We start from the raw sequence: 12,638 nt of genomic DNA, 5'->3' as shown, positions 1-12,638 counted from the left end.
CTAGGAAAAGACAGGAAGCTTCCGGAAAATATGCTATAATGGGGTAGTATTTATCTATATATTAAGGAAAAATCTATGACAAACTATGCAATTATTTTAGCAGCGGGTAAGGGGACTCGCATGAAATCCGATCTTCCCAAGGTACTTCATAAAGTGTCTGGCTTAACCATGTTGGAGCATGTTTTTAGAAGTGTTGCTGCTATTACTCCCCAAAAAAATGTGACGGTGATTGGTCATCAATCCGAAATGGTGCGTGCTGTTTTGGCAGATCAATCAGAGTTTGTGCTTCAGACAGAACAATTAGGTACCGGTCACGCAGTGATGATGGCAAAAGAGAAACTGTCACATTTAGAAGGTCATACCCTTGTTATTGCCGGAGATACCCCGCTAATCACAGGACAAAGCCTGAAAAATTTAATTGATTTCCATGTTAACCATAAAAATGTCGCAACGATTTTAACGGCAACAGCACAGGATCCTTTTGGTTACGGGCGTATTATCCGAAATAAGGACGGCGAAGTCATTAAAATTGTTGAGCAAAAAGATGCCAACGATTTTGAAAAACAAATCAAAGAAATTAATACTGGAACCTATGTTTTTGACAATAAACGCCTATTTGAAGCACTTAAAAATATTAATACTAACAATGCTCAAGGCGAATATTATCTAACAGATGTTATTTCTATTTTCAGAGAAAATAAAGAAAAAGTTGGTGCCTATGTTCTGAGAGATTTCAATGAAAGTTTAGGAGTCAATGATCGTGTGGCTCTTGCGACAGCCGAAACAGTGATGCGCCACCGCATTACCAAACAGCACATGCTTAATGGTGTATCTTTTCAAAATCCAGAAACGGCTTATATTGAAAGCGATGTGGATATTGCACCGGATGTGTTCATCGAGGCAAATGTTACCTTAAAAGGAAAAACACGCATTGGATCAGGATGTGTCTTGACGAATGGGACTTATATTGTGGATTCAGAAATTGGTCAAGGGAGTGTGATTACTAACTCAATGATTGAGGAATCTATGATTGCCACTGGTGTGACTGTTGGTCCCTATGCTCATATTCGCCCGGGTTCAAAATTAGCCAAAGACGTTCATATTGGAAATTTTGTTGAGGTTAAAAGTTCTCATATTGGAGAAAGAACAAAGGCTGGGCATCTAACCTATATTGGAAATGCTCAAGTGGGCTCGGGTGTTAATTTTGGTGCGGGAACCATCACGGTTAACTACGATGGTCAATACAAATACCAAACGGTCATTGGTAACCATGCCTTTATCGGTAGTAATTCAACCCTGATTGCTCCTTTAGAAGTTGGAGAGAATGCCCTGACAGCAGCGGGATCAACCATTTCCAAAACCGTACCTGCTGACAGTATTGCCATTGGGCGTAGCCGTCAGGTCACTAAGGAAGATTATGCGAAGCGTCTCCCGCATCATCCCACTAAAGCAAAGTAAAAGGAATTTTTTAGTAAGGAGAACAGGCATGGAATTTGAAGAAAAAACCTTGAAAAGACAAGAAATTTTTGATGGTCATATTTTTAAAGTTGTTGTGGATGAGGTGCAACTGCCAAATCATTTGGGACAATCTAGGAGAGAACTCATTTTCCATCGCGGAGCTGTTTCGATTCTGGCAGTCACTCCTGAAAATAAGATTGTGATGGTGAAACAATATCGTAAAGCCATTGAAGCTATTTCCTATGAAATTCCAGCAGGAAAACTAGAAGCTGGAGAAGCTGGTTCAGAAATGGAGGCTGCTGCGCGTGAATTAGAGGAAGAAACAGCCTACACAGGTCAGTTGACATTTCTTTATGAGTTCTACACGGCTATTGGTTTTTGCAATGAAAAGATTAAGCTTTATTTGGCAACTGATTTGCAAAAAGTTACCACCCCAAGACCACAAGATGATGATGAAGTAATCGAAGTTTTGGAATTAACTTATAATGATTGTATGGACTTGATTACTCAAGGAAAACTTGTGGATGCCAAAAGTTTGATTGCTTTGCAATACTATGCCCTACATTTTGGAGGTGACCGTTAAATGGGAAAACCTTTATTAACAGATGAGATGATTGAAAGAGCAAAGCGTGGCGAACGATTTGAAGGAGATGACTATGCAGATTTTGATACCAAGATCATGATCTTGCCTGATGACAACAAATCAGACCGTATCTATAAAAGTCGTCGGATAGAAAATGCTAAACGTAGTCAATTTCAATCAAAATTGAATTTGATTCTTCTTGCTGTCATTGTGTTAATTGCGTTTTTGATTTATGCGGTTTTTAATCTTTAAAATGTAAGGAACTATTATGAAAATTGGAATTATTGCTGCCATGGAGGAGGAATTACACCTGCTCTTGGAAAATTTGTTGGATAGTCAAGCACATCAAGTTCTCTCAAAGACTTATTATACTGGTCGATTGGGTCAGCATGACCTTGTTTTGGTGCAATCAGGCATTGGCAAGGTCATGTCAGCCATGACGGTAGCTGTCTTAGTGGATCATTTTGAGGTAGAGGCTCTTATTAATACTGGTTCAGCAGGAGCAGTGGCATCTGGTCTTGCTATTGGGGATGTAGTAGTTGCTGATCAATTGATTTATCATGATGTGGATGTGACTGCTTTTGGTTACGATTATGGACAAATGGCTGCACAGCCGTTATATTTCAATAGTGACTCTTGTTTCATTAAAACCTTTAAAAAAGTTTTAGCCCAGGAAAAGATAGCTAGTCGCATTGGTCTTATTGCCACAGGAGATAGTTTTATTGCAGGGCAAGATAAAATTAATGCCATCAAAGCACGTTTTCCGGATGTATTGGCAGTGGAAATGGAAGGAGCTGCCATTGCTCAAGCTGCTCAAGCTGCTGGCAAACCTTTTATTGTTGTTAGGGCAATGAGCGATACCGCAGCACATGATGCCAATATTACCTTTGATGATTTCATCGTACAAGCTGGGAAAAAGTCAGCCCAAATGGTAATGGTCTTTTTGAAAGCCCTAGCTTGCTAATTAATGTCGTTTGACAGATAAAATGGCCAATTAGGTTAAAATATTGGCAGAACATCTTTTTGTCTAACTATAATTTTAATTTAATCAAACTAAGAGGATTAAAATTTGATTGTTGCTTTAAAACGAGTGCCTTCACCCCGTAAGAAAGCCTGTTTCGTCTAGTTTTTCTATTTTTTATAAACTAAGGTTTGAATAAAATAATGAAACATGATATAATAACCTTTGTATCGATACATAAAAATTAAAAGGAAATAAAAAATAAATGAAAAACAAAATGCTTTTTTTAAGTGTATTAGCGCTTATGGCAGTTGGTCTTGGTTTTAGTTCGACAGAAACAGCAAATGCAGATACTTACAGTTATGGAAAATCTCCCTTACGTGATGCTAAAGACAACGCTAGACTTCAGCTTAGAAATATATTTGAGGATTATAAAGACCAGCTAGGGTCTAGTTACGGTTCTTTATATGGCTATTATCTTAGATCAATCATGAGTGACCAGAAGAATAAGGAGCAAAATAGTATTGAAGAACGCTTAGATAACATACGAAAAGAGTTGGAAGACATGTTTAATAAGTAATGTTGCCCTGAGTTAAGGCATTACTTATTTGGTTAGACTCCTACATCGTAGGGGTCTTTTTAGATGTTGTGACAGACAGCAAGTGAACCTTATTGGAAGAGAGGACAGCTTGTTATTTGTGAGAATGCTTATCAGAAATCCGATACTGGTCATGTTAAAACAGCCAGACACTATACCAAGTGTCTGGCTGTTTTGAATCATGAAACGGTTGGTCTAAAGGGCAGTCACATAGAGTAATTTGGCAATGTTTTCAGGAATGATTAATTCCTTATCGGAATAACGAGCGGTATAGGTCTTTGCAAAGGTGTCAATCTGAGTAAGTGCCAATTCTGTATTGATTTTGAGATCATGTGCTTCCAGATATTGGATTAAGTCAAACTGGTCATGGACCCTACTCAGACGAAAATTCCCTAGTGTGGTAATGGTGCTGAGTCTTGTGTTATTCATTTCTACGAGTGGTTGACCTTGACGTGGAATCGTTCCTCCGTGTGGGCAGAAAGTGGGAAAGCCAAGTGTATCATCTAAGCGATTAATAAAGGTATCTGAAACGGTGTGTTCTAGAACTTCGGCCTCTTGGTGGACTTCTTGAGCATTATAACCTAGCTGATTAATCAGAAACACCTCGATTAATCGGTGCTTACGGTAGAGGTTAGCTACTAAAACTAATCCTTTTTCCGTTAGGTAATAGCCACAAGTTTTATCCTTAACGATCCAACCTTGTGAAACCATCTTTTTAATCATTTCTGAGACAGCAGGAGCAGATACCTGCATCCGTTCTGCGACCATTTTGTTTGAAATTTTAGATTCCTGTTCTCCAATTTCATAAATACATTTTAAGTAATCTTCTTTATTAGGCGTCATATCATTATGCCTTTCTCTTATTTATAATCATTATTATATCAGATTTCTACAAAAAAATCTTGACAAAATAACAAAAACAAGATATCCTAATACTATAGTTAACTACACTTAAATAAATATATAATATATCCTAAGGAGATATGTGATGAGAAAGAAAATTAGCCTTATTTTAGGAGCCTTTTTGTCTGTTTTCCTTTTGGTAGCTTGTTCTGCAACTGGAAATAAGGCTGCTAAAAGCGATAAACTCAAAGTCGTGACAACCAATTCGATTATTGCAGATATGACAAAGAATATCGCAGGTGATAAGATTGATTTGCACAGTATTGTTCCGATTGGTCAAGACCCACATGAGTACGAACCTTTGCCGGAAGATGTGGAAAAGACTAGCGCAGCCGATGTGATCTTCTACAATGGGATTAACCTTGAAGATGGTGGTCAAGCTTGGTTTACCAAACTTGTCAAAAATGCTAAAAAGGAAAAAAACAAAGATTACTTTGCAGTATCTGATGGTGTAGAGGTGATCTATCTGGAGGGGGCAAGTGAAAAAGGCAAAGAAGACCCGCACGCTTGGTTGAATCTAGAAAATGGGATTATTTATGCCAAAAACATTGCTAAACAATTAATCGCTAAGGATCCTAAAAATAAGGAAACTTATGAAAAAAATCTCAAAGCTTATGTTGCTAAGTTGGAGAAACTTGACAAAGAAGCAAAATCGAAATTTAATGCAATCCCAGAAAACAAAAAATTGATTGTCACTAGTGAGGGGTGCTTCAAGTACTTTTCAAAAGCCTATGGTGTTCCATCTGCTTATATTTGGGAAATTAATACCGAAGAAGAAGGAACTCCAGATCAAATTTCGTCATTAATTGAAAAATTAAAAGTGAAAAGACCATCAGCGCTCTTTGTTGAATCAAGTGTTGATAAACGTCCTATGAAAGCTGTCTCAAAAGATAGCGGTATTCCTATCTACTCTGAAATTTTCACCGATTCGGTGGCTAAAAAGGGCAAAGACGGAGATAGCTACTATGCTATGATGAAATGGAATTTGGATAAAATTTCTGAAGGTTTAGCTAAGTAAGATAAGATCAAAGCACAGCGGACTTTAGGGTTGTGCTTTGTTTTTGTTAAAAGGAGAGAAACGTGATAAAAACGGAAAATCTTTCGGTCAGTTACGACGGTGATACGAAAGTATTAGAAGATATTACTATCGAAATCAATGGTCCAGGCATTATTGGCATCATCGGACCAAATGGAGCAGGGAAATCAACTTTGATGAAAGCTATTTTGAATCTTTTAGATTACAGTGGTCAAGTTAAAGTAAATAATAAGGACGGGCGAAAATTGGGGCATACCGTAGCTTATGTTGAACAACGTAGTGGGATTGATTTAAATTTTCCTATCACGGTTAATGAGTGTGTAGCCCTTGGCACCTATAGCAAATTAGGGCTGTTTCGACGGGTCAGCAAAAAAGAAGTGGATAAAGTAGACCACTTCCTTAGAGAAGTAGGACTTGATGGCTACGGAAACCGACCGATTAAATCCCTTTCGGGAGGTCAGTTTCAGCGTATGCTCGTTGCGAGATGCTTGATTCAGGAGGCGGATTATATCTTTTTAGATGAACCTTTTGTGGGTATTGATTCGGTCAGTGAAAAGATCATCGTAGAATTGTTGAAACAACTAAGAGATGCTGGTAAAACCATTTTAATTGTGCATCACGACCTTAGCAAGGTAGAGCACTATTTTGATAAATTGCTCATCCTCAATAAAACGTTGATCGCATACGGTTCTGTAGGAGAGACATTTACAATAGACACCCTGGCAAAAGCCTATGGTAACCAATTGATTTTAGGAAAGGGAATGGTGTAAATGCCTATGAAATTCTTTGAAGGCTTAATGTCCTATCACTTCTTACAAAATGCTTTAATAACAGCAATTATTATTGGAATTGTATCAGGTGCAGTGGGGTGTTTTATCATCCTTAGATCCATGTCACTAATGGGAGATGCGATTTCTCATGCGGTTTTGCCAGGAGTTGCTTTATCATTTATTTTAGGTATTAATTTTTTTATTGGAGCCGTTGCATTTGGTTTGCTAGCTTCTATTATTATTACTTACATTAAGGAAAATTCTGTCATAAAAGGAGACACTGCTATAGGAATTACCTTTAGTTCCTTTCTAGCTTTAGGCGTTATTCTTATTGGTGTGGCAAACAGTTCTACAGACCTTTTCCATATTTTATTTGGGAATATTTTAGCCGTTCAAGATAGTGATAAATGGATTACTATTGGCGTTTCGATCTTTGTTTTGGGAGTTATTATTCTCTTCTTTAAAGAACTGTTGATAACTTCTTTTGATCCTATTCTAGCAAAATCAATGGGGATGAATGTTAATGCGTATCATTACCTTTTGATGATTTTATTAACCTTGGTAGCAGTCACTGCCATGCAAAGCGTAGGAACAATCCTGATTGTTGCTTTGTTGATTACACCAGCTGCTACAGCCTATCTTTATGCGAATAGCTTAAAAGTAATGCTGGTCATCTCTTCATCTTTGGGTGCCTTAACCTCAATTTTAGGACTTTACCTAGGGTACACGTTCAATATTGCAGCAGGTTCAAGCATTGTATTGACATCAGCAGCCATTTTCCTAATCAGTTTTTTTATCTCGCCTAAACAAGGCTATTTCAAAAAATTGGTTATCAAAATGAGAAAATCAATTTAATTTTCTATAAAATAATAAGAATCCTGAAGCAGTTTTATTCCAAGAATGATTGTTTCAGGATTTTTGTTATCGTTAAAAAACAACCACAAGCATAGACCGCTGATGGTTGTTAGGGAGGATTTTTCACTATTTTTTAAAGTTATAATCTTTAACCACTTCGATGGAAATAATGGTAATGTTTTCTTTGGGCTTATCGTTTTGAGCGATTGTGGTACTAGCAATCTTGTCAACTACATCCATGCCTTCAATCACGTGACCAAAAACAGTGTAGCCACCATCTAAGCTAGGATTTCCACCTTGTTCATAGGCTGAAAGGATTGGTTTTGGATAATTTTTCCTTGAAAGTGCCTTGCTTTGATTTTTCTTGTTTTGATTAATAAAAAATTGACTACCGTTGGTGTTGGCGCCAGCATTTGCCATAGAAAGTGCGCCGCGAATATTATATAGAAATGGAGAAATTTCGTTAACAAAGCCATTTCCGGCATCTTTTTTAGAATCTTTCCCTTTCCAGATAGATTCTCCTCCGGTTCCATCACCATTTGGATCGCCAGCTTGAATCATAAAGTCATTGATCACACGATGGAAAGTCGTTTTGTTGTAATAGCCGTTTTTAGCATGTGTGAGGAAATTTTCAACAGCAAGTGGGGCATATTTAGGAAATAATTTAAGGGTAATGTTCCCTTGACTAGTTTTCATAATGACTTCAGCTTCATCTTTGCCAACTTCTTTCGTTAATTGTGGGAATTGGCTAGCGTCAGCCTTAAGAGCTTTTTGGATTTTTTCTTCATAGGCTTTAGAAGCTGCTTCACTTTCTTTTTTGGCTATTTTTTCATTGACGTATTTGTCGCCCTTAATGGCATGGTCGATGGACTCACAGGCACTCAAACTAAGGAAACTAATAGCTAACAAGCTGAAAGATAGTAATTTTTTCATATGTACTCCTAAGAATCATTTTCTTTATTTTAACATAAAAGAGACGAAAAAAGCAGTTAAGTCAACAGAAATTAGGCGTTTTAAGTGATTAAGCGATACTGGTGAGATGTTAGTTGTGTGGCATTTGCTATTTAACTAGTAATATCTTAAACTAACGATGCTACGACTGTTATTATAACATAAACCGAAAAAGGAAAACTCAAAATGACTCTAAAGCTTCTATTTCTTAATGCTTAAAAAATGGTATAATATGCTTATGGTTAAAAGAACACAAAGAAAAAAAAGTGCGCCTAAGAAGCGCTTAACAAAAGTAGAAATTGAAAAGCAGCGTGCTATTAAAAGGATGATTTCTTCTATTTTACTAGCGATTTTGCTGGTCTTTGCGATGCTTCATCTAGGTGTTTTCGGCATTACGACTTATAATGTCATTCGTTTTATGGTTGGTGGTTTGGCATATCCCTTTATACTAGCTCTTTTGTTTTATCTCTTTTTCTTTAAGTGGTTGCAACAAAAAGACGGTTTGATTGCTGGTTTTATCATTGCTTTTTTAGGAATTTTGATTGAATGGCATGCTTATTTGTTTGCCATGCCTAAAATGCTTCACCAAGAAATTTTTCGGGGAACGGCTAAGCTTATCATGAAAGATTTGCTGGCTTTTCGAGTTGATGAATTTGTTGGTGGTGGTATGGTAGGAGCATTGCTCTACAAGCCGGTTTCTTTCTTGTTTTCTAATATTGGTTCTTATTTCATTGGTTTTCTTTTTATTTTACTTGGTTTGTTCTTAATGACACCTTGGGATATTTATGATATTGGTCATTTTGCAAAAGCTTGCTATGAGACATTTGAAGTCGCTTATCGGAAAAATAAGGAAAAACGTTTTATTGAGCGAGAAGAACGCAAATTATTGGAAAAACAAGAACGTTTGGAAAGAGAAGCTAATGGGGAGAAACGCTTTGCTGAAATGATGGTTGATCCTGATACAGGAGAAATGGCAGAGATCCCAGAAGAGTACGAACAAGATAGCACTCATTTGACTCCTTCAGAACCAGAAATTCTTGCTTATGAGTCCCATCCTTCTTTTGAAGAAAATGTTGATAGCCTTTTGGATCAGGAAGTCTTTTTTGAAGAATTGCCAGCATCTATAGAAGAAACAGAAACAGATGATGCTGTTGAGGTGGATTTCACCCCTAAAACAAGCTTGCTTTACAAATTGCCGACTATTGATTTATTTGCTGCGGATAAACCTAAAAATCAATCTAAAGAGAAAATGCTTGTTCGTAAAAATATTAAGGTGCTTGAAGACACTTTCCAAAGTTTTGGAATTTCGGTCAAAGTTGAGCGAGCAGAGATTGGTCCTTCGGTTACCAAGTACGAAATCAAACCGGCTGTCGGGATTCGAGTTAATCGTATTTCGAATTTAGCGGATGATTTAGCACTGGCTTTAGCCGCTAAGGATGTTCGTATTGAGGCACCTATTCCAGGAAAATCCTTGGTTGGTATTGAGGTTCCTAATTCTGAAATTGCAATGGTGTCTTTCCGTGAACTTTGGGAGCAGTCAAATACTTCAGATGCCAACTTATTAGAAGTGCCTCTTGGAAAAGCTGTTAATGGCAGTGCCAGAAGTTTTGATTTAACTCGGATGCCTCACTTGCTAGTGGCTGGTTCAACAGGTTCTGGGAAGTCGGTTGCGGTTAATGGTATTATTTCAAGTATTTTGATGAAAGCTAGACCGGACCAAGTTAAATTCTTGATGATAGATCCTAAAATGGTTGAGCTGTCAGTCTATAATGATATTCCTCACCTGCTTATTCCTGTAGTGACCAACCCTCGTAAAGCCAGTAAGGCATTGCAAAAGGTTGTGGATGAGATGGAAAACCGTTACGAACTTTTTAGTAAGATTGGGGTTCGTAATCTTGTTGGTTACAATGCAAAAATTGAAGACTACAACAAGCAGTCGGATCAAAAACAAATACCATTGCCACTTATTGTTGTGATTGTAGATGAATTGGCTGACTTGATGATGGTGGCTAGCAAAGAAGTGGAAGATGCTATTATTCGCTTGGGACAAAAGGCGCGTGCAGCGGGGATTCACATGATTCTAGCAACTCAAAGACCCTCCGTTGATGTTATTTCTGGATTGATTAAGGCCAATGTTCCATCTCGGATTGCTTTTGCCGTGTCCTCAGGAACAGATAGTCGTACCATTCTTGATGAGAACGGTGCAGAAAAATTATTGGGGCGTGGCGATATGCTCTTCAAACCGATTGATGAAAATCACCCTGTTCGTTTACAAGGGTCATTCATCTCAGATGATGATGTGGAATGCATTGTGAATTTTATTAAGGCGCAAGCAGAAGCAGATTATGATGATAGTTTCGATCCGGGTGAGGTTAGTGATTCTGAAAATGAGCTTTCTGGGAATGGCGGAGCTTCTGAGGGGGACCCTCTTTTTGAAGAGGCAAAAGCACTAGTTTTAGAAACGCAAAAGGCTAGCGCTTCAATGATTCAAAGGCGCTTATCGGTTGGCTTTAACCGAGCAACTCGCTTAATGGATGAACTCGAAGAAGCAGGCGTTATCGGACCAGCAGAAGGAACAAAACCTCGTAAAGTTTTACAAACCAATTAAAAAAGAGCCTTTGAGCTCCTTTAGTGGCATATTGGGTGGGAGGGCTTGTCTGTGTAGTTCGCATAGCAGAACTATTTGGGCTTTAAACCAATGTAAAGATAAAAAAAACTAAAATAAAATAGAAGAAAAAGGTGATCAAAAATCCTACTCGCCAAAAGAGTTTCATAAAACGATGATAAGAAAAATGTTGACTTCGGATAACTAACAAAAGAGAAATAACTATGGCTAATAAAGACATGATAATGAGATAGTAAGGTAGTAAATTGTGGGTGAAAAATTTTCCAGAGACAAGTACGATTTCAATAGCAAAGAGAATAAGTGCTAAATCTGGAAATTTTATTCCTTTTTTCCCCAGTCTAAAAAGGCTTGTTAAAATCATAGCAAAAAGTGGTGTTAATAGTATTAAGGCTAAAGCAGTTAATTTATAAATGATCATAAGTCTATTTTATACCCAAATAACTTACTTGTAAACTACCATATATTTTCTAGTCTCTTTTTTGTTAGTGGTGGAATGGCTCATTTGGGATAGTTTGGTGATGAGTCGATATATTTTTAATAAAATACTTGATTTATTTTGGCAATAGGCTATAATGGTAGAGTATGCATTGTTGCATATCTGTGGGAGGTAAAAATCTTAATTACCGCCAAAACCACAACAGGAGGATTTTTAAAATGGCTAAAAAAGTCGAAAAACTTGTAAAACTTCAAATCCCTGCTGGTAAAGCGACCCCAGCTCCACCGGTTGGACCAGCTCTTGGTCAAGCAGGTATCAATATCATGGGATTCACTAAGGAATTTAATGCTCGTACAGCTGATCAAGCTGGTATGATTATCCCAGTTGTTATCTCAGTGTATGAAGATAAATCATTTGATTTCATTACGAAGACACCACCAGCTGCTGTTCTTTTGAAAAAAGCTGCAGGTGTTGAAAAAGGGTCAGGTACCCCTAACAAAACTAAAGTTGCGACAGTTACGCGTGCACAAGTACAAGAGATTGCTGAAACTAAGATGCCAGATTTGAACGCTGCAAACATTGAAGCTGCAGTGCGTATGATCGAAGGTACTGCTCGTTCTATGGGATTCACTGTTACTGACTAATCAGTAAGAAACCCTATTACCCGCACGACTTCATCATAAGAGATGAGTGACGTGGGAGATTTTAAATCAAATCGATATGACCACATTACAAGGAGAAGATAAAATGGCTAAAAAAAGCAAACAAATGCGTGCAGCACTTGAAAAAGTTGACAGCACAAAAGCGTACAGTGTAGAAGAAGCTGTAGCATTGGTAAAAGAAACTAATTTCGCAAAATTTGATGCATCTGTTGAAGTGGCTTACAATTTGAACATTGATGTTCGTAAGGCTGACCAACAAATCCGTGGGGCAATGGTATTGCCAAATGGAACTGGTAAAACTCAACGTGTTCTTGTTTTTGCCCGTGGTGCAAAAGCTGAAGAAGCAAAAGCAGCTGGTGCAGACTTCGTTGGAGAAGATGACCTTGTTGCTAAAATTAACGGTGGATGGCTTGATTTTGATGTTGTTATTGCAACACCAGATATGATGGCTATCGTAGGTCGTCTTGGACGTGTCCTTGGACCTCGTAACTTGATGCCAAACCCTAAAACTGGTACGGTAACAATGGACGTTGCTAAAGCAGTTGAAGAGTCTAAAGGTGGTAAAATCACTTACCGTGCAGATAAAGCAGGTAATGTACAGGCACTTATTGGTAAAGTATCCTTTGATGCTGATAAGTTGGTTGAAAACTTCAAGGCCTTTCATGATGTTATGGCTAAAGCGAAACCGGCAACATCTAAAGGTACCTATATGACAAATGTGTCAATCACCTCAACACAAGGTGTTGGTATCAAGGTAGATGTTAATTCCCTCTAAAAATCACTGAGAAGCTAAACATAC

At 37.8% G+C, this 12,638-nt stretch carries 14 protein-coding genes; 11 read left to right on the top strand and 3 right to left on the bottom strand.

Features of this window, described 5'->3' with window-relative positions; translation table 11 throughout:
- The first annotated feature begins 75 nt into the window (after positions 1–75).
- The 5 genes from glmU (at position 76) to H346_RS0108930 (ending at position 3,582) form a co-directional block, all read left to right on the top strand.
- A complete protein-coding gene (gene glmU / locus H346_RS0108950) occupies positions 76–1,458 on the top strand; it encodes a bifunctional UDP-N-acetylglucosamine diphosphorylase/glucosamine-1-phosphate N-acetyltransferase GlmU (protein WP_027970796.1) in 1,383 nt (460 codons plus the stop codon).
- Between the two features lie 28 nt (positions 1,459–1,486).
- Entirely contained in the window at positions 1,487–2,041 is a 555-nt protein-coding gene (locus H346_RS0108945; RefSeq protein ID WP_027970795.1) for an NUDIX hydrolase, read from the top strand.
- Positions 2,042–2,293 (top strand): cell wall synthase accessory phosphoprotein MacP, encoded by a 252-nt coding sequence (gene macP / locus H346_RS0108940; RefSeq protein WP_027970794.1) that lies wholly within the window; start codon positions 2,042–2,044, stop codon positions 2,291–2,293.
- A gap of 16 nt (positions 2,294–2,309) precedes the next feature.
- Positions 2,310–3,005, top strand: coding sequence for a 5'-methylthioadenosine/adenosylhomocysteine nucleosidase (locus tag H346_RS0108935; protein ID WP_027970793.1), 696 nt, complete (start codon positions 2,310–2,312; stop codon positions 3,003–3,005).
- A 262-nt stretch (positions 3,006–3,267) separates the two neighbouring features.
- Positions 3,268–3,582: a hypothetical protein gene (locus H346_RS0108930; protein ID WP_027970792.1), complete on the top strand. Its 315-nt coding sequence runs from the start codon at positions 3,268–3,270 to the stop codon at positions 3,580–3,582.
- 213 nt (positions 3,583–3,795) lie between these two features.
- Here H346_RS0108930 and H346_RS0108925 read toward each other — a convergent pair whose 3' ends face one another.
- A complete protein-coding gene (locus H346_RS0108925) occupies positions 3,796–4,443 on the bottom strand; it encodes a metal-dependent transcriptional regulator (protein ID WP_027970791.1) in 648 nt (215 codons plus the stop codon).
- Positions 4,444–4,588: 145 nt separating this feature from the next.
- Here H346_RS0108925 and H346_RS0108920 point away from each other — a divergent pair, with 145 nt between their 5' ends.
- The 3 genes from H346_RS0108920 (at position 4,589) to H346_RS0108910 (ending at position 7,164) form a co-directional block, all read left to right on the top strand.
- Positions 4,589–5,521: a metal ABC transporter substrate-binding protein gene (locus tag H346_RS0108920; protein WP_027970790.1), complete on the top strand. Its 933-nt coding sequence runs from the start codon at positions 4,589–4,591 to the stop codon at positions 5,519–5,521.
- A gap of 62 nt (positions 5,522–5,583) precedes the next feature.
- Positions 5,584–6,309, top strand: coding sequence for a metal ABC transporter ATP-binding protein (locus tag H346_RS0108915; RefSeq protein ID WP_027970789.1), 726 nt, complete (start codon positions 5,584–5,586; stop codon positions 6,307–6,309).
- Complete coding sequence (locus H346_RS0108910) at positions 6,310–7,164, top strand: metal ABC transporter permease (RefSeq protein ID WP_027970788.1); 855 nt, start codon at positions 6,310–6,312, stop codon at positions 7,162–7,164. It abuts the gene before it with no gap.
- A 126-nt stretch (positions 7,165–7,290) separates the two neighbouring features.
- On the opposite strand, the gene H346_RS0108905 is transcribed toward H346_RS0108910, so the two are convergent.
- Positions 7,291–8,097 carry a peptidylprolyl isomerase gene (locus H346_RS0108905; protein ID WP_027970787.1) on the bottom strand — a complete coding sequence of 269 codons (807 nt, stop codon included), beginning with the start codon at positions 8,095–8,097 and terminating at the stop codon, positions 7,291–7,293.
- Between the two features lie 256 nt (positions 8,098–8,353).
- Here H346_RS0108905 and H346_RS0108900 point away from each other — a divergent pair, with 256 nt between their 5' ends.
- Positions 8,354–10,723 (top strand): DNA translocase FtsK, encoded by a 2,370-nt coding sequence (locus H346_RS0108900; RefSeq protein WP_027970786.1) that lies wholly within the window; start codon positions 8,354–8,356, stop codon positions 10,721–10,723.
- Between the two features lie 82 nt (positions 10,724–10,805).
- On the opposite strand, the gene H346_RS0108895 is transcribed toward H346_RS0108900, so the two are convergent.
- Complete coding sequence (locus tag H346_RS0108895; RefSeq protein ID WP_027970785.1) at positions 10,806–11,159, bottom strand: DUF3397 family protein; 354 nt, start codon at positions 11,157–11,159, stop codon at positions 10,806–10,808.
- 236 nt (positions 11,160–11,395) lie between these two features.
- On the opposite strand from H346_RS0108895, the gene rplK reads away from it, so the two are divergent.
- Together rplK and rplA are read left to right on the top strand one after the other, a co-directional pair.
- Positions 11,396–11,821: a 50S ribosomal protein L11 gene (rplK, locus tag H346_RS0108890; protein ID WP_027970784.1), complete on the top strand. Its 426-nt coding sequence runs from the start codon at positions 11,396–11,398 to the stop codon at positions 11,819–11,821.
- Positions 11,822–11,924: 103 nt separating this feature from the next.
- Positions 11,925–12,614 (top strand): 50S ribosomal protein L1, encoded by a 690-nt coding sequence (gene rplA, locus H346_RS0108885; RefSeq protein ID WP_027970783.1) that lies wholly within the window; start codon positions 11,925–11,927, stop codon positions 12,612–12,614.
- The last annotated feature ends 24 nt before the right edge of the window (positions 12,615–12,638 follow it).

Source organism: Streptococcus castoreus DSM 17536 (genome assembly GCF_000425025.1).
Classification (GTDB): Bacteria; Bacillota; Bacilli; order Lactobacillales; family Streptococcaceae; genus Streptococcus; species Streptococcus castoreus.
This window is presented reverse-complemented; position numbering and strand designations above follow the sequence as displayed.

Coding starts and splice junctions, on each gene's coding strand:
- rplA (WP_027970783.1), top strand. CDS start 11,925: ATGGCTAAAAAAAGCAAACAAATGCGTGCAGCACTTGAAAAAGTTGAC.
- H346_RS0108900 (WP_027970786.1), top strand. CDS start 8,354: ATGGTTAAAAGAACACAAAGAAAAAAAAGTGCGCCTAAGAAGCGCTTA.
- rplK (WP_027970784.1), top strand. CDS start 11,396: ATGGCTAAAAAAGTCGAAAAACTTGTAAAACTTCAAATCCCTGCTGGT.
- H346_RS0108895 (WP_027970785.1), bottom strand. CDS start 11,159: ATGATCATTTATAAATTAACTGCTTTAGCCTTAATACTATTAACACCA.
- H346_RS0108930 (WP_027970792.1), top strand. CDS start 3,268: ATGAAAAACAAAATGCTTTTTTTAAGTGTATTAGCGCTTATGGCAGTT.
- H346_RS0108905 (WP_027970787.1), bottom strand. CDS start 8,097: ATGAAAAAATTACTATCTTTCAGCTTGTTAGCTATTAGTTTCCTTAGT.
- glmU (WP_027970796.1), top strand. CDS start 76: ATGACAAACTATGCAATTATTTTAGCAGCGGGTAAGGGGACTCGCATG.
- H346_RS0108925 (WP_027970791.1), bottom strand. CDS start 4,443: ATGACGCCTAATAAAGAAGATTACTTAAAATGTATTTATGAAATTGGA.
- H346_RS0108920 (WP_027970790.1), top strand. CDS start 4,589: ATGAGAAAGAAAATTAGCCTTATTTTAGGAGCCTTTTTGTCTGTTTTC.
- macP (WP_027970794.1), top strand. CDS start 2,042: ATGGGAAAACCTTTATTAACAGATGAGATGATTGAAAGAGCAAAGCGT.
- H346_RS0108945 (WP_027970795.1), top strand. CDS start 1,487: ATGGAATTTGAAGAAAAAACCTTGAAAAGACAAGAAATTTTTGATGGT.
- H346_RS0108910 (WP_027970788.1), top strand. CDS start 6,310: ATGCCTATGAAATTCTTTGAAGGCTTAATGTCCTATCACTTCTTACAA.
- H346_RS0108935 (WP_027970793.1), top strand. CDS start 2,310: ATGAAAATTGGAATTATTGCTGCCATGGAGGAGGAATTACACCTGCTC.